We start from the raw sequence: 17,523 nt of genomic DNA on the forward strand, positions 1-17,523 counted from the left end.
CTCGTGGCCAGCCGAGATCGAAGGGAAGTCATGTCCGGTTCGAGCGAATCGCCTCAGCGCGACGCGGGAGGCGCGGAAGATCCGGTGGATCCCCGGCGCACCACGGCGGTGCCGTTCATCGCCGCCGTCACCGTCATCGTCGTCATCCTCGTCGCCATCGTGGTGTCCAGCATGCTCTCGCCCGCCGACGAGAACGTCACCGAAGCGGACCGCATCAACCGTTCGGTCGCCGACTTCATCCAGGCCCACAACCACGACGACGCCGATCTGCAGAAGACGCTGGTCTGCCCGACGTGGTCCGACGACCGGTCCGTGCTCCGGGGCAGGGAAGGCGACGTCACGCTGCAGGGCGTCGAGTCGTCCGAGGTCAACGGCGACCGTGCCCGGGCCGAGGTCCGGGTCAGCGCCGACGACGGCAAGGGCGAGACGACGGATACCTGGCAATTGACGCGGGACGGCGACACATGGGTCGTCTGCAACTGACCGTTGCCCGGAAGGGCGCACCGAACAGGGTTGTGAAAAGCTGACATGGTGAGTTACGCAGGCGACATAACGCCGGAGCATGCCTGGGAGCTGCTCCGCGACAATCCCGACGCTGTGCTGGTGGACGTGCGGACGGACGCCGAGTGGAAATACGTCGGAGTCCCCGACACGACCTCCCTCGGGCGGAAGACCGTGCTGATCGAATGGGTCAGCTACCCGACGGGCAGTCGTAACGACAACTTCGTGGACCAGCTGAAGGAGGCCGGGATCGCGGGCGGCGACAACGCCCCGGTGATCTTCCTGTGTCGCTCCGGCCAGCGGTCCATCGGTGCGGCGGAAGCCGCGACAGCGGCGGGCATCGGCCCGTCGTACAACGTGCTCGACGGTTTCGAAGGCGGCCTGGACGCCGACGGTCATCGTGGGGCGGTCGGCTGGCGGGCGCTGGGCCTGCCGTGGAGGCAGTGGTGAGTGCAATTCCTCAAGGCGGCGCGTTTCAGAAGGCGCTGCCGGACGACATCGGCCAGGGCACGATCAGCGTGCGCGGAGGAACCCTCCGTTCCGGCTTCGAAGAGACGTCCGAAGCGATCTTCCTGAACTCCGGTTTCGTGTTCGAGAGCGCCGGGGCGGCCGAGGCGTCGTTCACCGGCGACATCGACCACTTCGTGTACTCCCGGTACGGCAACCCCACCGTGAAGATGTTCGAGGAGCGGCTGCGCCTGATCGAGGGCGCGGAGGCCTGCTTCGGCACCGCCAGCGGAATGTCCGCGGTGTTCACCGCACTCGGCGCGCTGCTCAAGGCAGGCGATCGCCTCGTCGCGGCCCGCAGCCTGTTCGGCTCCTGCTTCGTGGTGTGCAACGAGATCCTGCCCCGCTGGGGTGTGGAGACGGTGTTCGTCGACGGTGAAGACCTCGACCAGTGGGAGAAGGCTCTGTCCGAGCCGACCACCGCGGTGTTCTTCGAGACGCCGTCGAACCCGATGCAGACACTCGTGGACGTCCCCCGGGTGGCGGAACTCGCACACGCCGCCGGCGCCAAGGTCGTGCTCGACAACGTGTTCGCGACCCCGCTGCTGCAGCACAGCCTGGAACTGGGCGCCGACATCGTCGTCTACTCCGGCACCAAGCACATCGACGGCCAGGGCCGCGTGCTCGGCGGGGCGATCCTCGGTCCGAAGGACTACATCGAGGGCCCCGTCCAGAACCTCATGCGCCACACCGGGCCGGCACTGAGCCCGTTCAACGCGTGGACGCTCCTCAAGGGGCTCGAGACGATGCCGATCCGGGTGCGGCACTCCGTCGGCTCGGCACTGGAGATCGCCCAGTTCCTCGAGGGCCACTCCGCCGTCGACTGGGTCAAGTACCCGTATCTCGAATCGCACCCCCAGCACGACCTCGCCAAGCGGCAGATGAGCGGCGGCGGCACCGTCGTCACCTTCGCGCTGAACGCGCCCGAGAGTGAAGCGAAGAAGCGGGCGTTCGAACTTCTCGACGCCCTGCGACTGGTCAACATCTCCAACAACCTCGGCGACTCCAAGTCCCTCATCACCCACCCGGCCACCACCACCCACCGGGCGATGGGGCCGGAAGGTCGTGCGGCAGTGGGCATCACCGACGGTGTCGTCCGGCTGTCCGTCGGACTCGAAGACACCGCCGACCTCCTGACCGACCTGGAGCAGGCACTGGGATAGGCCCGGAGGGCCTAGAGGTCGAGGCTCGTGGCCTGCGCGACCGCGTGGAGGCGCTCGGCGGTCGCGGCGTCCTGGGTGTCGTACCGGCGGGCGCACTCGACGAGTGTCGCGGACATTTCGGCGAGGGTGCGCTGCAACGACTCCCGCCTGCCGTCCAGGTAGGACGTGAACCGGGCGAACCCGGCGCCGGCCGCCTCCGGCCACGCCGCCCCCGAGTCGGCGACGGCAACGTCGATGGGGTTCAGCCGCGAGAGTGCTTCGTCGAACAGGGCGTCGAGCTGACCGGCCGCTGCGCGCAGGGTACCGGTGTCGACGTGGGTGGAACCGCTCATTTTCGATCCTTCGTGTCGGTCGAGACGAGATCGGACTCCCGCGGACGCGATCGATCCGCTAGGGTACGGGCATTATGCATCCTGGGGGGGATCGTGAATCTGAGGGACATAGCCCAGTGGGACACCCGCGCGCTGCAGGCCGTGCAACGGTCGCTGTCCGAGCGGGCGGCGGCCATCGCGTTCGTGCAGGACGGTCTCGCCGACATCGGCCGGTTGCCGGTTGGCAGGACGAGGCTGCGGACGCTGCACGTCGGCGGTTCCGGATCGCCGCGGATGAACTGAGTGGCGAGGCGGCGTCGGTCGCCGTCGTCGAATCGCTGACCCGCGAGTTGGTCGACGCGGTCACGCACCTGCAGACCGAACTCGACGGCGTCCGGGACACTGCTCTCGCCCACGGTATGGCACTGTCGGACAACGGGGACGTCGCGGACGCACCGGGACCGCCGGTCGACGAGCCGGACGCGGCGGGGCGCGAGGAACTGCGCGCCGAACTGGGTGCCGCGGCCCGGGCGCTGATCCTGCAGGCGGAGGACCTCGTCGCCGACGCCGCTGCCGTCCTGACGCGGGCCGCGGAGGGCAGTGTCGAACCCGGTGAAGTGGGTCGCGGCCTGTCCGCCCCCGCGCCGCCACCAGACGGCTCCCCGCTCGCCAACCGCGAGTACTGGGATGCCCTGCCCGCAGCCCAGCGGCGCGAGGTGATCGAGCGGCATCCCGAGTGGGTGGGCGGCCGTGACGGCATTCCGTCCGCGGTGCGGCACGAGGCGAATGTGAGCCGATTCGCCGACGAGCGGTCGCGGTGGGAGTGGGAACGGGACCGACTCCGGGAGAGGCTGGACCACAACGTGTTCGGCGGTGCGTTCACCGACGACGATGCACGCCTGTGGTATGCCGAGCAGAAGCTGCAGGACCTCGACCACCTCGAGGCGCTCGTCCGCGACCACCCGGACGGCAGGCTGATGCTGCTCGACCTGCAGTCGGGTGAACGGACGATGGCCGCGTTCGCGCTCGGCGACCCCGACACCGCCGACCACATCTCGGTCACCACCCCGGGCATCGACACCACCGTCGGATCCCTCGCCGGAATGACCGGCGAGGCGAGGGCGCTGAAGGCGGAAATCGAACGGCAGCTGGACTTGTCCCGACACACCGGCGACACGGTGTCGACGATCGCGTGGCTCGGGTATCAGCCGCCGACCACCACCGGCCCGGGCAATTACGACGTCCCGTTCATCGACCAGAACCTCGGGCGCGGATGGCTCCTCGACGCATGGCAGTCCGACCGCGCGACCGCGGGAGCCCCGAAGCTCGCCTCGTTCTACGAGGGTCTCGACGTCGCCTCGCAGAGGCCCGACCCGCACATCACCGCCCTCGGACATTCGTATGGTTCGTACACCCAGGGCCTGGCCCTGCAGGAAGCGGGACCGCGGCAACCGGTGGACGACGCCGTGTTCTACGGTTCGCCCGGCTTCGATGCGAACGACGAATCGGACCTCGGGCTGGCACCCGGCCACGGGTTCGTGATGCGCGCGCACGACGATCCGATCACCGTGGCGGACGGGTTCGGCCGGCTCGGACCGGATCCGGTGCAGACCGATCTCGAGCAACTGTCGGTGCGTGCGGCGACGACGCCCGACGGCGTCCGGCGGGAAGATGCCAACGGGCACAGCGAGTATCCACGACCGAGCGACAACGGCGAACTCCGGGCGTCGGGCTACAACATGGCCGTGATCGCGGCGGGTCTGCCGGAACTGGCGCTCCGGTGACGATCCGGTGGGTGACGAAGACGGTCGCCGTGATCGGCGCGGCGATCCTGACGAGCGGATGTGGTGGCATGACGGACAACCCGTACAACTTCGGCGACGAGGAGATCGCGGCGGCGGCCGAGAGCCTGAGCGGCAGGCCGACGCTCGCCCTCACCGAGAGACACGTCACCGATGCGCTCGTGCGGATCAGCGAAGCCGTCGGTGCGATCACTCCGGACGTCCGGTGGCGGTGGCATCGTGAACGCAGCCAGGGCGGCGGATGCCCCGGACCGTATGCGTACACGGAGGGGAAGTCCGTCACCACGCGAGCGCTACTGTCCGACAACCCGATCCGCGACGACAATTGGCCGGCGGTGCTGGCGGCGGCCCGCGCGGTCGCCGCCGACGCCGGGATGGATCGGCTCGACGTCCACGTCGACGAGCCCGGACGTCACGATGTGACGTTCGCCGGCGGAGACGGGAACCGGATCACGTTCGGGACGTACAAGGCAGCCTCCCTCCGGGGCGTCACCGGCTGCCGCCACCCGTGAGTACTTGTCAACGTCCGGCGGTTAAGCCTGGATCCACCGATGCGGGGTGGGGTTGGGTGAGTTGAAACGACGAGATGCCCTTGCGTGCTGAAAGAATTGGACTTCTCACAGAACCAGTTCGATCGACACGAAGGGCATCTCTAGGGTGCAACTATCCCACACCCGGCCGGTGACGGCCGCGGCGTTCGACGACCGCAATCTCCTCGCCACGGCCGGACTGATCCCGGTACTGGGGTTGGCCCAGGACTGCGGCCTCGCTGACCTGGCAGACGAGCATCTGACTCTGCCCACCGACAAGGGCGCGCATGCGGGCCGGAAGGTGTCGTCGCTGGTGGCGGGCATGGTCGCCGGCGCCGACAGCATCGACGACATGGCGCTGCTGCGGCACGGCGCCATGCCCACGGTGTTCGACCACCCGTACGCCCCGTCGACGCTGGGCTCCTTTCTGCGGACGTTCACCTTCGGGCACGTCCGCCAAATCGACGCCATCGCCACCCGATTCCTCACCGCCCTCGCCGAACAGACCCCACTCGTCTCCGGCCCCGGCATCGGACCGGGTGGGCGGGTGCTGCTCGATATCGACGACACGATCGTGCCGGTGCACGGACACCGCAAGCAGGGCTCGGGCTACGGATACACCGGGATCCGCGGGCTCAACGCGTTGATCGCCACCGCCACCACCGACGGACACGCACCGGTCATCGTCGGCCAACGCCTGCGCCGCGGCGGCTGCGGGTCCCCGCGCGGGGCATCCCGGATGGTCACCGACGCCCTCGCCACCGTGCGCCGCCTCGATGCAGCGGCCGGACCGGTGTTGGTGCGCGCCGATTCCGCGTTCTACGGGCACCCGACCGTGTCCGCGGCACTGCGGGCCGGCGCCGACGTCTCGGTCACGGTGCGGATGACCGCGACGGTGAAAGCGGCGATCACCGCGATCGACGAGGATGCGTGGACCCCGATCGAATACACCGACGCCGTCTACGACGAACAGACCGACCGGTGGATCTCCCGCGCCGAGGTCGCCGAGATCGACTTCACCGCCTTCACCCGCCTCGCCTCCCAACGAACACCGGGCCGGTTGGTGGTACGCCGCATCCCGGACCTGCGGGAACACACCGACGGGCAGGGCACGTTGTTCGACACCTGGCGGTTCCACGCCTTCTTCACCACCACCGACCCGGATGTGCTGGACACCGTCGCCGCGGACAAGGTCCACCGCGGGCACGCGATCATCGAACAGGTCCACGCCGACCTGAAGAACTCCGCGCTCGCGCACCTGCCGTCCGGGCGGTTCGCCGCCAACAGTGCCTGGCTGGTACTCGCGGTGATGGCGTTCAATCTCACCCGCGCCGCCGCCACCCTGACCGGGACCCGCCTGGTGCGGGCGACGACCGCCACCATCCGCAGGACCCTGATCTCGGTGCCGGCCCGGATCGCGTCCTCGGCCCGCCGCCTCACCCTGCACCTGCCCCGGGATTGGCCGTGGGAATCCGAATGGACACGCCTGTTCGCCTCCACCCGGCGACGAAAACCGCAGGCCACCTAGTCCGCCCGGCCACCTCCGGCCCCGACCCGAAAACCCCAGTGGAACAAACCGGCACCGAGGTCGGGCGGTCACCCACGCCCCGACAGCCCACTAACGGCAGCAACCGAATCCATCACCCGACCCGTCCCTATCGGTGGATCCGGGTTAAGAAGTACTCACGGGTGGCGCAGCCGCATCGCCGAACGGATCCGACGTGCGGCCGACCAGGTCGGCGACCGATTTGAGCACCGCGGTGGGGCGGTAGGGGAACAACTCCACCGAGTCCCGCGTCGAGATTCCGGTGAGGACGAGGATGGTCTGCAGCCCGGCCTCGAGCCCGCAGACGATGTCGGTGTCCATGCGGTCACCGATCATCAGCGTGTTCGCGGAGTGCGCGCCGATGGCCCGCAGGGCCGAGCGCATCATCAGCGCGTTCGGCTTGCCCACGTAGTACGGGTCGCGGCCGGTGGCCCGGCTGATCAGTGCCGCAACGGATCCCGTGGCCGGAAGGGAGCCCTCACGCGACGGTCCGGTGGGGTCCGGGTTGGTGGCGATGAAACGAGCGCCTCTCTCCACCAATCGAATTGCGGTGGTGATGGCCTCGAAGGAGTAGGTACGGGTCTCGCCGAGGACCACGTAGTCGGGATCGTTCTCGGTGAGGACGTATCCGATGTCGTGCAGCGCGGTGGTCAGCCCGGATTCGCCGACGACGTAGGCGCTGCCGCCGGGGCGCTGGTTCGCCAGGAACGTCGCGGTGGCCAGGGCGGACGTCCAGATCGATTCCTCGGGAATGTCCAGGCCGGTGCGGAGCAGCCGGGCGCGGAGATCGCGCGGAGTCCTGATGGAATTGTTGGTCAGGACGATGAACGGGGTGCCGGACTCCCGGAGTTCGGCCAGGAACAGGTCGGCCCCGGGGACCAGATGCTCTTCGTGGACGAGAACGCCGTCCATGTCCATGAGATAGGTCCAGCCCGGGTGCTCTACTTCGTTGCTCACCGACTCAGTATGGGGGAGCGGGAGGGTGCATGCGTGACTATGCGAGCAGCCGGAACAGGCCGATGAGACCGACGACGACGATGGTTCCCCGCAGTGCGGTGGGGGACAGGCGGCGGCCGTAGCGGGCGCCGAGGACGCCGCCGAGCAGCGATCCCACCGCGATGAGGCCGGCGGCCGCCCAGCTGATCCGGTCGAACGCCACGAGCGTGTACGCGGTCGCCGCGACGACATTGACGATGAGCGACAGCAGATTCTTCGCGCCGTTCATCCGTTGCAGGCTCTCCGGCAGGATCGCGCCCATCACGCCCATCAGCAGAATGCCCTGCGCAGCGGTGAAGTATCCGCCGTACACGCCGACGGCGAACGTGCCGACGGTCAGCAGGGTGAGTCGCGCCGTGCTCAGGCCCGCCTCGTGGCTGCCACGCTGCTTCGCCCAGGCCTGGATCTTCGGCTGCAGCACCACCAGGATCAGGGCGAGGATGAGCAGCACCGGGACGATGAGTTCGAACACCGTTTCGGGGAGGTGCAGCAGCAGCCACGAGCCGAGAATCGCACCGCACAGGGACGCCGGGATCTGCCACCGCAGCCGCGGCCCCTGCCCGGCCAGCTCCCGCCGGTACCCCCACGTGCCGGACACGCCGCCGGCGACCAGGCCGATCGCGTTCGACATCGTGGCGGTCACCGGAGGGAACCCGAATGCCACCAGGGTGGGGAAGGTGATGAGCGTGCCGCTGCCGACGATGGCGTTGATCGCGCCCGCGCCGACGCCGGCTACCAGGATCGCGATGACTTCGAGTGGTGTCACCGAGGCGACGTTACAAGGGCCTCGGACGGCCCGGCAGCCGGGTCGCGCGGCGGTCGCGATACATGGCTGCGCGTCCCATCCAACCGCATCCTCGACCGCATGTCAGCACTTCTGCGCACGGTGATTCTTGCGTCCGCGCGACGCCATTTCCCCTGTGTTGCAGGGAAATACCCCGTGTTGACGACGTCCGGGAATGCAGCTAGTGTTCGTTTCAACCATCCAGAGCGACCGAGAGACCTGGCTCGTTGACGTCGCAGCAACCCTTCCGAATTTTTCGGGTGCGGGTGCTACCGCCGGGATCGATGGAAGGCAGCACATGAACTACCCCGCGCGCCCTGCGTGGCGCAGACGGCACATCGACCTGTGCCGGACCACCTCCTGCCACTGTTGACGAGGTCTCACCGCACGCTCACCGGGTAAAACGCCAGGTGAGCGCCTGACGCGCGCCCGCATCCCGCGGAAGACGCGCCCTCTTCCCCGACCCGTCTCCAGGTGAAAGGCCGCCTCAGTGATGTCTGTTCCCAGTGGTGAGCGAGCGTGAGCGCCCCCGTCCGGGCGCGTTCGGCCGCGCCCCTCGATTCCGAACCGTCCGGCAATGGTGACCGGCCCGCGGACGCCGCGCTGGAGGTCGCACGGCGGTGGCACCCGTGGCGGTGGGTGGTCAGCGCCGCCGTGCTGGTGCTGCTCGCCCAGTTCGTCCACGGCCTCGCCACCAACCCGGGGTGGGACTGGGCGACGTTCGCCAAGTACTTCACCGCCGGCTCCGTGCTGCAGGCCCTGTGGATGACGGTGAAGCTGACCCTCTGGGGGACGGTCCTCGGATTCGCGCTCGGTGTGGTGCTGGCGGTCAGCCGCCTGTCGCACAACCCGGTGCTGCAGGTGATCGCCTGGGTCTACATCTGGGCGTTCCGGTCGATCCCGCTGATCGTGCAACTCCTGTTCTGGTTCAACATCACGTACCTGTATCAGACTCTGTCGCTGGGTATTCCGTTCGGGCCCGGCTTCTTCACCTTCGAGGTCAACGGCGTCATCAGCGGCTTCACCGCCGCTGTCATCGGGCTTGCACTGCACCAGGCCGCGTACTCCGCCGAGATCATCCGCTCCGGCATCATCTCGGTGGACCACGGGCAGATCGAGGCGGCGCAGTCGCTGGGCATTCCGCGTCGTCGCCAGTTCTTCAAGATCGTTCTGCCGCAGGCGATGCGCGGCATCCTGCCGAACGCGGCGAACGAGGTGATCAGCCTGTTCAAGGGCACGTCGATCGTGTCGACGATGGCGATCGCGGAACTGTTCTACCAGGTTCAGGTGATCTTCGGCCGCAACGGTCGCGTCGTGCCCCTGCTGATGGTCGCGACGATCTGGTACATCATCCTGACCACGCTGTTGTCGATCGGCCAGTACTACGTCGAGCGGCACTACGCCCGCGGATCGGCTCGGGCACTGCCCCCGACTCCGTGGCAGAAGGTCACCCGGAAATTCGCCGAGATCCGCGACGCCGGCGTCTCCGTACCGAGAGGGGCCACGAAATGACGACCGACACCCGGCAGGCGGAGTTCGCGGTGGAGGTTCGCGGGGTCCACAAGTCCTTCGGCGCACTCGACGTCCTCCAGGGTGTGGACCTGCTGGTCCGCAAGGGTGAGGTGACGGTGATCCTGGGCCCGTCGGGTTCCGGCAAGTCCACGCTGCTCCGCACGCTCAACCACCTGGAGAAGGTCGACCGGGGCACCATTCGGATCGACGGCGGCCTCATCGGCTACCGGCGCAAGGGCAACAAACTCCACGAACTGCGGGAACGCGACATCCTGAAGCAGCGGTCCCGGATCGGATTCGTGTTCCAGAACTTCAACCTCTTCCCCCACCTCACGGTGCTGGAGAACGTGGTCGAGGCACCGGTGTCGGCGCAGGGCCGTGACCGGGCCGAGGTCGAGGCCGAGGCGATCGCCCTCCTGGAACGGGTCGGGGTGGGTGACAAGGCCCACGAGTACCCGCGGCAACTGTCCGGCGGCCAGCAGCAGCGGGTCGCGATCGCCCGCGCTCTCGCGTTGCGCCCGGCGGTGATCCTGTTCGACGAGCCCACGTCGGCCCTCGACCCCGAACTGGTCGGTGAGGTCCTCGCCGTCATCAAGCAACTGGCACGCGACGGCGCCACCCTCGTCATCGTCACCCATGAGGTGGGTTTCGCGCGGGAGGTCGCCGACACGGCGGTCTTCATGGACGGCGGCGTCGTCGTGGAGCAAGGCCCGCCCGCGCAGGTCATCGACGACCCGCAGCACGACCGCACCAAAGCTTTCCTCTCCCGAGTTCTCTGACCTCCACACCCCGGTGTGGATCCCCGAAAGGCACACATGTCCACCGCACGGTTCCGCAACAAAATTCTGGCCTCGGCCCTCACCACCGTCGCGCTCCTCGCCGCCGCGTGCGGCGGCGACGTCGAGGACGAGGGATCGGGGCCCACGTCGGCCGCCGGCTACAACCTCACCGCCGATCAGAATCGCATCACCACCGACGAGGTCGAGTCGATCGCCGCGAAGGTTCCCCAGCAGATCCGCGACCGCGGCACGCTCGTCGTCACGGGCAGCGCCGGATCGGCCCCGCCGCTGCGGTTCTACGCCGACGACGACAAGACGCTCATCGGCTCGGAGACCGACTTCGCATACCTGATCGGCGACGTCCTCGGCCTGAAGGTCGATCTCCAGGCCGCGGACTGGGCGCAGAACTTCGTCCGGATCGACTCGGGGGAGGCCGACGCCTTCATCTCCAACGTCACCGTCACCGAGGAGCGGAAGGAGAAGTACGACTTCTCGACGTACCGCCTCGACACGGTCGCGTTCGAGACGAAGAAGGACAGCGGCATCCAGATCAAGGAACCCAAGGACGTCGCGGGCCTGAAGATCGCGGTGTCCTCCGGTACCAATCAGGAAGCGCTGCTGGTGAAGTGGAGCGAGCAGAACGTGGCGGCCGGTCTCGAACCCACTGACATCACGTACTACCAGAACACCACCGACTACTACCTGCCGCTCGCGTCGGGTCGCATCGACGCCTACTTCGGCCCCAACCCGTCGTCGTCGTTCCACGTGGCGCAGGCCGGGGAGACCGAGATCGCCGGAACGTTCTCGGGCGCCGGCGACGCACTCCAGGGTGAGATCGCCGTGCTCACCAAGAAGGACAACGGGCTGATCACCGCCGTCAACGAGGCCATCAACCACGTCATCGAGAACGGCACGTACGCACAGGTTCTCGACCGCTGGAACATCGCGAACGAGGCCGTGAACACGTCGGTCGTCAACCCGCCCGGGCTCCCGAAGACCAGCTGACAGGAGGAACAGTGAGCGAGAGGACCGACCCCGTGCAGACCGTGTTCGTCGATCAGACCGATCCACTGGCTGCGCCGCTGCTCGAAGAACTGGCGACCGAATACAGCACTCGGTACGGGCGGTCCCGCGACCAGATGTACGAGGACCTCAGCACGTATCCGGCGGAAGAGTTCGCCGCACCGGGGGGCGCGCTGCTCGTCGTGGTCGAGGACGGGACGTCGGTGGCGGGCGGCGCCTTCCGTCGCTACGACGACACGACCGCGGAACTCAAGCGGATCTGGACCTCGTCCTCGCACCGCAGGCGCGGACTCGGACGCATCGTGCTGCGGGAACTCGAGGCCGAGATCGCCCGGGCCGGCTACTCGCGCATCTTCCTCACCACCGGGCCGCGGCAGCCCGAGGCGGTGGCCCTGTACCTGGCCGCGGGGTACACGGCGCTGTTCGACCGTTCACTCCCACCGCAGGAAATCGGGGTCCACGGATTCGAGAAGCTCCTGCACACCGCCCTGCCTTCCGACTGCGCCGCAAAGGAGTACGAGTCCGTATGAAGTTTCTGCTGATGAGCCTGATCACTCACCACCCGGATCCGGTGACCGGGGAGAGAATCGGCACCGCGGCCAGGCTGCGGGAGGTCGTGGAATCGGGCGTCCTCGCCGAGCAACTGGGGTACGACGGTTTCGCGGTGGGCGAGCGCCACGAACATCCCTTCCTGTCCTCGTCGCCGCCCGTGGTGCTCAGCGCCATCGCGGCGCGGACCACCACCCTGCAGTTGTGGACCGCGGTGACCACGCTGAGTCTGCTCGACCCGGTTCGTGCGTTCGAGGACTACTCGACGCTCGACAACCTGTCGGGTGGCCGGCTGCAACTCATCATCGGCAAGGGAAACGGCACCGCGCAGGCACAGCTGTTCCACGTCACACCGGACGACCAGTGGGACCGCAACCGCGAAGGGTACGAGCTGTTCCGGAAGTTGTGGGAGAGCGAGGACGTCACCTGGGAGGGCACGTTCCGGCCGTCGCTCGAGCACGCCGTCGCGCTGCCCCGCCCACTGCAGCCGCGGATCCGGATCTGGCACGGCAGCGCGACGAGCAGGGAGTCGGTGGATCTCGCGGCCCGCTACGGGGATCCGATCTTCTCGGCGAACGTGACGTATCCGATCGATTCCTACGCCGAACTCGTCCGGCACTACCGGGAACGGTGGGCCCATTACGGTCACGATCCCGCCGAGGCCCTCGTCGGCGCCGGCACCGCCGGGTTCTACGTCACACCGAACTCGCAGGACGCACTCGACGTGTGGCGTCCGATTCACGCCGCCCGGCTCGACTTCGCCCGCCGGGCAGGACTTCCGGTGGTATTCGAGACCCTCGAGGACTTCGTCGAACGTAGCTCCGCACTGATCGGCAGCCCGCAGCAGGTGATCGACAAGGTGCAGCGCTACCACGAGCAGTTCGGCCACGAGGTGATCCACCTGAGCGCCGACCGCGTCGGCAGCGACAAACAGCACCGCGAGAGCCTCGAGCTGTTCCAGGCCGACGTGGCTCCTGCGCTGCGCGAGACCATTCCGAGCCGCCCCCTCGCGGCCGACACAGAGGAGCGACAGGCATGAGCCTGCATCTGGGCATCGAGCTCGACGGCGAGGGAACGCATCCCGAGGCCTGGCGGCGCGCCGCGCACACCCCCGACCGGTTGCTGACCGGACGGACGGTGGCGGACCGGGTCGCGGCGGCGGAGAACGCCTGTTTCACGTTCGCCTCCTTCGGCGATTCGCTGCTGCCGCCCGGCGCCGACGGGGGACCCGCCGGCCGGATCGACGCCGTGAACCGCGCCGCGTTCGTCGCCGCGACCACCAGCACGATCGGCCTGGTACCCGTGGTCGGCACCACCTACGCCGAGCCGTTTCACACGTCTTCCCAGCTCGCGACGCTCGACTACGCGTCGCGGGGCCGTGGCGGCTGGATCGCCGCCCGCGACACCGACCCTCGGGTCGCGAGGGCGCTGGGCCGGTCCGAGGTCACCGCACCCGCCGACCTCGCACGGGAGGAGCGGGACGCGATCGCCGTGGTCCGGGACCTGTGGGATTCCTGGGACGACGACGCGGTGATCCGCGACTACGCCACCGGCCGTTTCGTCGACCGCGACCGGTTGCACTACATCGACTTCCGGGGCGAGGCGTACTCGGTCAAGGGGCCCGCGATCGTGCCGCGACCACCGCAGGGGCAACTGGTGGTGTTCGGAGTCGACGGACAGTCCGATCCGTCCCAGGTCGACGTGGTACTGGTGTTCGGGGCGACACCCGGTGACATCGCCGATGCGGCAGGACGGGCGAAGGACCGCGGGGCGGCGCTCGTGTTCGCCGAACTCGACGTGGCGCTCGGCGCAGCCACTCCCGCCCCGCCGAGCGGGCGGCTCTCGTTTGCCGGCGAGGCCACCGGACTGGTGGAACTGCTGCGCGCAATGGATTCGCACGTCGACGGTGTGCGCCTGCATCCCGCCGTGGTCGACGAGGACCTCCCGGTGCTGGCGCGGTACGTGATCCCGGCACTCCTGCGCGCCGGCGTCGCCCACCGTCCCGTTCCCGGTTCGACTCTGCGCAGCACGCTCGGACTCGACCGCCCCGCCAACCGATTCCGGGCCGAGCGCCTCGCAGAATCCTCTCGCTGAAAGGTTGTGGAGATCATGACCGACAACTCGTACGCCCGGCCCGATGCCCAGGTGCATTTCGGGGTCTTCTTCCAGGGTGTCAACCACACGACGATCTGGTCGGATCCGACGAGCGGATCGCAGATCGACTTCGAAACGTTCCGGCGGGTGGCACACACCGCCGAGCGGGGCCTGTTCGACGCCTTCTTCCTGGGTGAGGGACTGCGCCTGCGGGAACAGGAAGGCAAGATCCTCGATCTCGACATCGTGGGCAGGCCGGACGCGATCACCCAGCTCTCGGCGCTGGCCGGCATCACCCGGCACATCGGGCTGGTGGCCACCCAGAACACCACGTACAACGAACCGGCCGACCTCGCCCGGCGACTGTCCGGGCTGGACCTGCTGTCCGGCGGACGCGCCGGCTGGAACGCCGTCACCACGGACAACGCGTGGACCGGTGAGAACTTCCGGCGCGGCGGCTTCCTCGATCACGCCGACAGGTACGAGCGGGCCGGGCAGTTCCTCGACACCGCGCGGGCGATCTGGGACGCGTGGGCCGACGGCGCCGTCGCGACGAGCACCGAGGCGCCGTCCTGGACCACCGCGGGCGGTGTGCAGGACGTGACGCGGCGCACGTCGCAGTTCGACGTCACGATCACCCCCACCCTGCCGCGCAGCGCCCAGGGCCATCCCGTCATCTTCCAGGCCGGCGACTCACCGGCGGGCCGGGACTTCGCGGCCGCGCACGCCGACGTGATCTTCTCCCGGCACGGAACCCATTTCGACGACGCTTTCGCATTCGCCGAGGACATCCGGGCGAGACTGCGCCGAGCCGGACGCCCCGAGGACGACGTCAAGATTCTCCCCGGCACCCAGATCGTGCTCGCGGAGAACGCGTCCGAGGTGGAGGACAAGGTCCGCTGGGTCCTCGAAGGCCAGTACACGGGCCAGACAGCGCTGTCGCTGGTCGGGCAGGTGTGGGGCCGTGATCTGTCCGATCGCGACCCGGACGGTCCACTGCCCGAATTCGATCCGGTGCCCGCGCCGATCTCCGTCACCCGCGGGGCCGCGCGCGACGGCAAGGATCCGCTCGCCATCGCCCGCGAGTGGCGGGCCCTGGCGGAGGCGCAGAACCTGTCGCTGCGGCAGGTCGCGATCGCGACGACCCAACGGTCGGGATTCGCGGGCACCCCCGGGCAGGTCGCCGACGAACTCACCCGGTGGGTTCGCAGCGGAGCCACCGACGGATTCAATATTTCTCCGTATCTGGTGCCCACCGGAATCGACGAGATCGTCGACCTGCTCGTGCCCGAACTGCAGGAGCGCGGTTCGTACCGAACGGAATACGAAGGCTCGACCCTGCGTGAGCATCTCGGCCTCCGCCCGCCGCTGTCGCGACGGGAACTCCCGCCCCGGCGGGCGGTCGGGTAGCGGGGGCCGTGTGGCGCGGCGACCGGCGATCTCTTACACTCGGTAACGACCATCCAGAGCGACCGAGAGACCTGGCTCGTTGACGTCGCAGCAACCCCCCGCCCTGCGGGTGCGGGTGCTACCGCCGGGATCGATGGAGGAACGATGTTGACCGAAGGCTTCGTGAGCGCCTGGGGGCGCCTGCACGTCGATCTCTGCCGGCTGTCCACCTCGATCTGTCACAGCTGACCTGACACCCCGGCCTGTGCCCGGGGTTCCTGCTCCACACACCGCATCCGCGTCGGATCCGGTGTCCCTCACTTTTGTGTGCGCGTGAGCGCTGCCCACTCGACGGGCAGCGCGCACGGCACTTCTTCGAGATCACGGAGTTTCTCGGTGCCATCAGTGCCTTTGTCCTCGTTCCACCGCGGCCGCATCGCGGCAGGTATCGGCGCCGCCGCCGTGCTGGCCACGGCGCTCACCGCCTGCGGTGGCGGCTCCAGCAGTTCCTCCGCGGACGCGGGCCCGCCGCAGCCCGGCGGCACCCTCCGCTACGGCCTGTCCCAGGCGCCCACGTGCGCCGATCCCGCGCAGTCGGGCACCAACCAGACGATCTACGTGGCTCGGCAGGTGGTGGACTCGCTCACCGACCAGGACCCGGAGACGGGCGAACTGAAGCCGTGGCTGGCCGAGAGCTGGGACACCGACGCCGACGCGTCCTCCTTCACGTTCCACCTGAAGGAGGGGGTGACGTTCAGTGACGGAACACCTTTCACCGCGGAGTCGGTGAAGAAGAACCTCGACGCCATCGTGAACACCCTCACCGGGGCCAAGGCCGCACTGGGCGCCAGCTACCTCACCGGGTACACCGGCACCACCGTGATCGACCCGCAGACCGCGCAGGTCGACTTCGCCGCACCCAACGCGCAGTTCCTCCAGGCGTCGTCCACCCCGCAGCTCGGCATCCTGTCCGACGCGTCCGTCGCGAAGTCCGCCGAAGAGCGGTGCACCGGCAACATCTCGGGCACCGGGCCGTTCACGTACGCCGACTACCAGCAGGACAAGTCGGTCACCCTCACCAAGCGCGCCGGATACAACTGGGGCTCCGACGTGTTCGCCCACGACGGCGAGGCCTACCTCGACACCATCGAGTTCACCGTCGTCCCCGAATCCGGCGTCCGCACGGGCAGCCTGTCCTCGGGACAGCTGGACGCGATCAGCGACGCGCTGCCGCAGGACGCCCCGCAGATCGAAGGTGCGGGCGGGCAGGTGCTCACCACCTCGAATCCAGGAACCCCGTTCGGCTTCCAGCCCAACGTGACCCGCGGACCGCTCGTCGACCCCGTCGTGCGCAGCGCGCTGGTGCCGGCGATTAACCGGCAGGAACTGGTCGACACCGTGCTCGGCCCCAACTTCAAGCCGGCCACCAGCACCCTGGCCAGCCGCACCCCGGGCTACGTGGCACTGCCGGACGTGACGTACGACCCGGAGAAGGCGAAGTCGATCCTGGATCGGGCGGGCTGGGTGCCCGGCGCCGACGGCATCCGCGAGAAGGGTGGTCAGAAGCTCGCCTTCCCCGTGCTGTTCAGCTCCGTGTTCGCTGGCAACCAGGCCATCCTCGAACTGGTGCAGCAGCAGCTCAGAGCGGTCGGAGTCGACCTGCAGCTCGACCTCGTGTCGACCCCGGAGGCCACCGCCCGCCAGAATTCCAAGGACTTCGATGCCACCTACTACAACAGCACCCGAGCCGACGGCGACATCCTGCGCACCCAGTTCGGGCTCGAAGGCCGCAACCTGAACAGCCGCGGCCCGATTCCCGCGCTCGACGACGTGCTGGCGAAGCAGCTCGCCACCACCGATCCCGCCGCGCGGAGCGCGCTCGTCGCCGACGCCCAGCAGCAGGTCCTCGACAACGGCCTGTGGATCCCCACGGTGGAGTTGTCGCAGGCGATCGGCGCGGGCCCGAACGTGCAGGACCTGAAGTTCGAGGCCTCGGCCCGGCTCCAGTTCTTCGACACCTGGATCAGTGGACGCTGA

The 17,523-nt window shown here is 68.6% G+C and carries 18 protein-coding genes, 1 pseudogene and 2 riboswitches; of the genes and pseudogenes, 16 read left to right on the forward strand and 3 right to left on the reverse strand.

The annotated features are described in order from the left end of the window. The first annotated feature begins 30 nt into the window (after window positions 1–30). From P3H15_RS21765 to P3H15_RS21775, 3 genes are read left to right on the forward strand one after another with little or no spacing between them, the layout of a single operon-like run. Window positions 31–483: a hypothetical protein gene (locus P3H15_RS21765; protein WP_276139158.1), complete on the forward strand. Its 453-nt coding sequence runs from the start codon at window positions 31–33 to the stop codon at window positions 481–483. Between the two features lie 48 nt (window positions 484–531). Further along, window positions 532–951 carry a rhodanese-like domain-containing protein gene (locus tag P3H15_RS21770; RefSeq protein ID WP_072947168.1) on the forward strand — a complete coding sequence of 140 codons (420 nt, stop codon included), beginning with the start codon at window positions 532–534 and terminating at the stop codon, window positions 949–951. Next, window positions 948–2,171: an O-succinylhomoserine sulfhydrylase gene (locus P3H15_RS21775; protein WP_276139159.1), complete on the forward strand. Its 1,224-nt coding sequence runs from the start codon at window positions 948–950 to the stop codon at window positions 2,169–2,171. Before P3H15_RS21770 ends, P3H15_RS21775 begins: the two co-directional genes overlap by 4 nt. An 11-nt stretch (window positions 2,172–2,182) precedes the next feature. On the opposite strand, the gene P3H15_RS21780 is transcribed toward P3H15_RS21775, so the two are convergent. Continuing rightward, window positions 2,183–2,503, reverse strand: coding sequence for a type VII secretion target (locus tag P3H15_RS21780; RefSeq protein ID WP_219459333.1), 321 nt, complete (start codon window positions 2,501–2,503; stop codon window positions 2,183–2,185). 93 nt (window positions 2,504–2,596) lie between these two features. On the opposite strand from P3H15_RS21780, the pseudogene P3H15_RS21790 reads away from it, so the two are divergent. The 3 genes and pseudogenes from P3H15_RS21790 (at window position 2,597) to P3H15_RS21800 (ending at window position 6,342) form a co-directional block, all read left to right on the forward strand. After that, window positions 2,597–4,266: pseudogene (locus P3H15_RS21790) on the forward strand (alpha/beta hydrolase). Between the two features lie 11 nt (window positions 4,267–4,277). Next, window positions 4,278–4,796 (forward strand): LppA family lipoprotein, encoded by a 519-nt coding sequence (locus P3H15_RS21795; RefSeq protein ID WP_276139162.1) that lies wholly within the window; start codon window positions 4,278–4,280, stop codon window positions 4,794–4,796. Window positions 4,797–4,941: 145 nt separating this feature from the next. Next, window positions 4,942–6,342 (forward strand): IS1380 family transposase, encoded by a 1,401-nt coding sequence (locus P3H15_RS21800; protein ID WP_276139163.1) that lies wholly within the window; start codon window positions 4,942–4,944, stop codon window positions 6,340–6,342. A 144-nt stretch (window positions 6,343–6,486) separates the two neighbouring features. On the opposite strand, the gene P3H15_RS21805 is transcribed toward P3H15_RS21800, so the two are convergent. Together P3H15_RS21805 and P3H15_RS21810 are read right to left on the reverse strand one after the other, a co-directional pair. Then, window positions 6,487–7,317 (reverse strand): HAD-IIA family hydrolase, encoded by an 831-nt coding sequence (locus P3H15_RS21805; protein WP_276139164.1) that lies wholly within the window; start codon window positions 7,315–7,317, stop codon window positions 6,487–6,489. Between the two features lie 37 nt (window positions 7,318–7,354). Next, a complete protein-coding gene (locus P3H15_RS21810; RefSeq protein WP_276139165.1) occupies window positions 7,355–8,122 on the reverse strand; it encodes a sulfite exporter TauE/SafE family protein in 768 nt (255 codons plus the stop codon). A gap of 212 nt (window positions 8,123–8,334) precedes the next feature. After that, a riboswitch (SAM riboswitch) is annotated at window positions 8,335–8,431 on the forward strand. A 7-nt stretch (window positions 8,432–8,438) separates the two neighbouring features. Here P3H15_RS21810 and P3H15_RS55785 point away from each other — a divergent pair. The 10 genes from P3H15_RS55785 (at window position 8,439) to P3H15_RS21850 (ending at window position 17,523) form a co-directional block, all read left to right on the forward strand. Next, window positions 8,439–8,513, forward strand: coding sequence for a putative leader peptide (locus P3H15_RS55785; protein ID WP_369426197.1), 75 nt, complete (start codon window positions 8,439–8,441; stop codon window positions 8,511–8,513). A 146-nt stretch (window positions 8,514–8,659) separates the two neighbouring features. Then, window positions 8,660–9,652: an amino acid ABC transporter permease gene (locus P3H15_RS21815; protein ID WP_219459329.1), complete on the forward strand. Its 993-nt coding sequence runs from the start codon at window positions 8,660–8,662 to the stop codon at window positions 9,650–9,652. After that, on the forward strand, window positions 9,649–10,431 hold the full coding sequence (locus tag P3H15_RS21820) for an amino acid ABC transporter ATP-binding protein (RefSeq protein WP_276139166.1): 783 nt from the start codon (window positions 9,649–9,651) through the stop codon (window positions 10,429–10,431). Before P3H15_RS21815 ends, P3H15_RS21820 begins: the two co-directional genes overlap by 4 nt. Before the next feature lie 36 nt (window positions 10,432–10,467). Further along, on the forward strand, window positions 10,468–11,436 hold the full coding sequence (locus P3H15_RS21825) for an ABC transporter substrate-binding protein (RefSeq protein ID WP_276139167.1): 969 nt from the start codon (window positions 10,468–10,470) through the stop codon (window positions 11,434–11,436). Window positions 11,437–11,447: 11 nt separating this feature from the next. Then, a complete protein-coding gene (locus P3H15_RS21830; RefSeq protein WP_276139168.1) occupies window positions 11,448–11,984 on the forward strand; it encodes a GNAT family N-acetyltransferase in 537 nt (178 codons plus the stop codon). Further along, window positions 11,981–13,042 carry an LLM class flavin-dependent oxidoreductase gene (locus tag P3H15_RS21835; protein WP_276139169.1) on the forward strand — a complete coding sequence of 354 codons (1,062 nt, stop codon included), beginning with the start codon at window positions 11,981–11,983 and terminating at the stop codon, window positions 13,040–13,042. Before P3H15_RS21830 ends, P3H15_RS21835 begins: the two co-directional genes overlap by 4 nt. Next, window positions 13,039–14,097, forward strand: a complete 1,059-nt coding sequence (locus P3H15_RS21840) for an LLM class flavin-dependent oxidoreductase (protein ID WP_276139170.1) — start codon at window positions 13,039–13,041, stop codon at window positions 14,095–14,097. The genes P3H15_RS21835 and P3H15_RS21840 overlap by 4 nt, the downstream gene beginning before the upstream one ends. A gap of 15 nt (window positions 14,098–14,112) precedes the next feature. Further along, a complete protein-coding gene (locus P3H15_RS21845) occupies window positions 14,113–15,507 on the forward strand; it encodes an NtaA/DmoA family FMN-dependent monooxygenase (RefSeq protein ID WP_276139171.1) in 1,395 nt (464 codons plus the stop codon). Between the two features lie 46 nt (window positions 15,508–15,553). Further along, window positions 15,554–15,647, forward strand: a riboswitch (SAM riboswitch). A 4-nt stretch (window positions 15,648–15,651) separates the two neighbouring features. Continuing rightward, on the forward strand, window positions 15,652–15,735 hold the full coding sequence (locus P3H15_RS55530) for a putative leader peptide (RefSeq protein ID WP_310794466.1): 84 nt from the start codon (window positions 15,652–15,654) through the stop codon (window positions 15,733–15,735). A gap of 156 nt (window positions 15,736–15,891) precedes the next feature. Next, window positions 15,892–17,523 (forward strand): ABC transporter substrate-binding protein, encoded by a 1,632-nt coding sequence (locus P3H15_RS21850; RefSeq protein WP_276139192.1) that lies wholly within the window; start codon window positions 15,892–15,894, stop codon window positions 17,521–17,523.

The sequence above is a fragment of the Rhodococcus sp. T2V genome (assembly GCF_029269925.1).
GTDB classification, from domain to species: Bacteria; Actinomycetota; Actinomycetes; order Mycobacteriales; family Mycobacteriaceae; genus Rhodococcus_F; species Rhodococcus_F koreensis.

Coding starts and splice junctions, on each gene's coding strand:
- P3H15_RS21765 (WP_276139158.1), top strand. CDS start 31: ATGTCCGGTTCGAGCGAATCGCCTCAGCGCGACGCGGGAGGCGCGGAA.
- P3H15_RS21780 (WP_219459333.1), bottom strand. CDS start 2,503: ATGAGCGGTTCCACCCACGTCGACACCGGTACCCTGCGCGCAGCGGCC.
- P3H15_RS21820 (WP_276139166.1), top strand. CDS start 9,649: ATGACGACCGACACCCGGCAGGCGGAGTTCGCGGTGGAGGTTCGCGGG.
- P3H15_RS21825 (WP_276139167.1), top strand. CDS start 10,468: ATGTCCACCGCACGGTTCCGCAACAAAATTCTGGCCTCGGCCCTCACC.
- P3H15_RS21835 (WP_276139169.1), top strand. CDS start 11,981: ATGAAGTTTCTGCTGATGAGCCTGATCACTCACCACCCGGATCCGGTG.
- P3H15_RS21840 (WP_276139170.1), top strand. CDS start 13,039: ATGAGCCTGCATCTGGGCATCGAGCTCGACGGCGAGGGAACGCATCCC.
- P3H15_RS21845 (WP_276139171.1), top strand. CDS start 14,113: ATGACCGACAACTCGTACGCCCGGCCCGATGCCCAGGTGCATTTCGGG.
- P3H15_RS55530 (WP_310794466.1), top strand. CDS start 15,652: ATGTTGACCGAAGGCTTCGTGAGCGCCTGGGGGCGCCTGCACGTCGAT.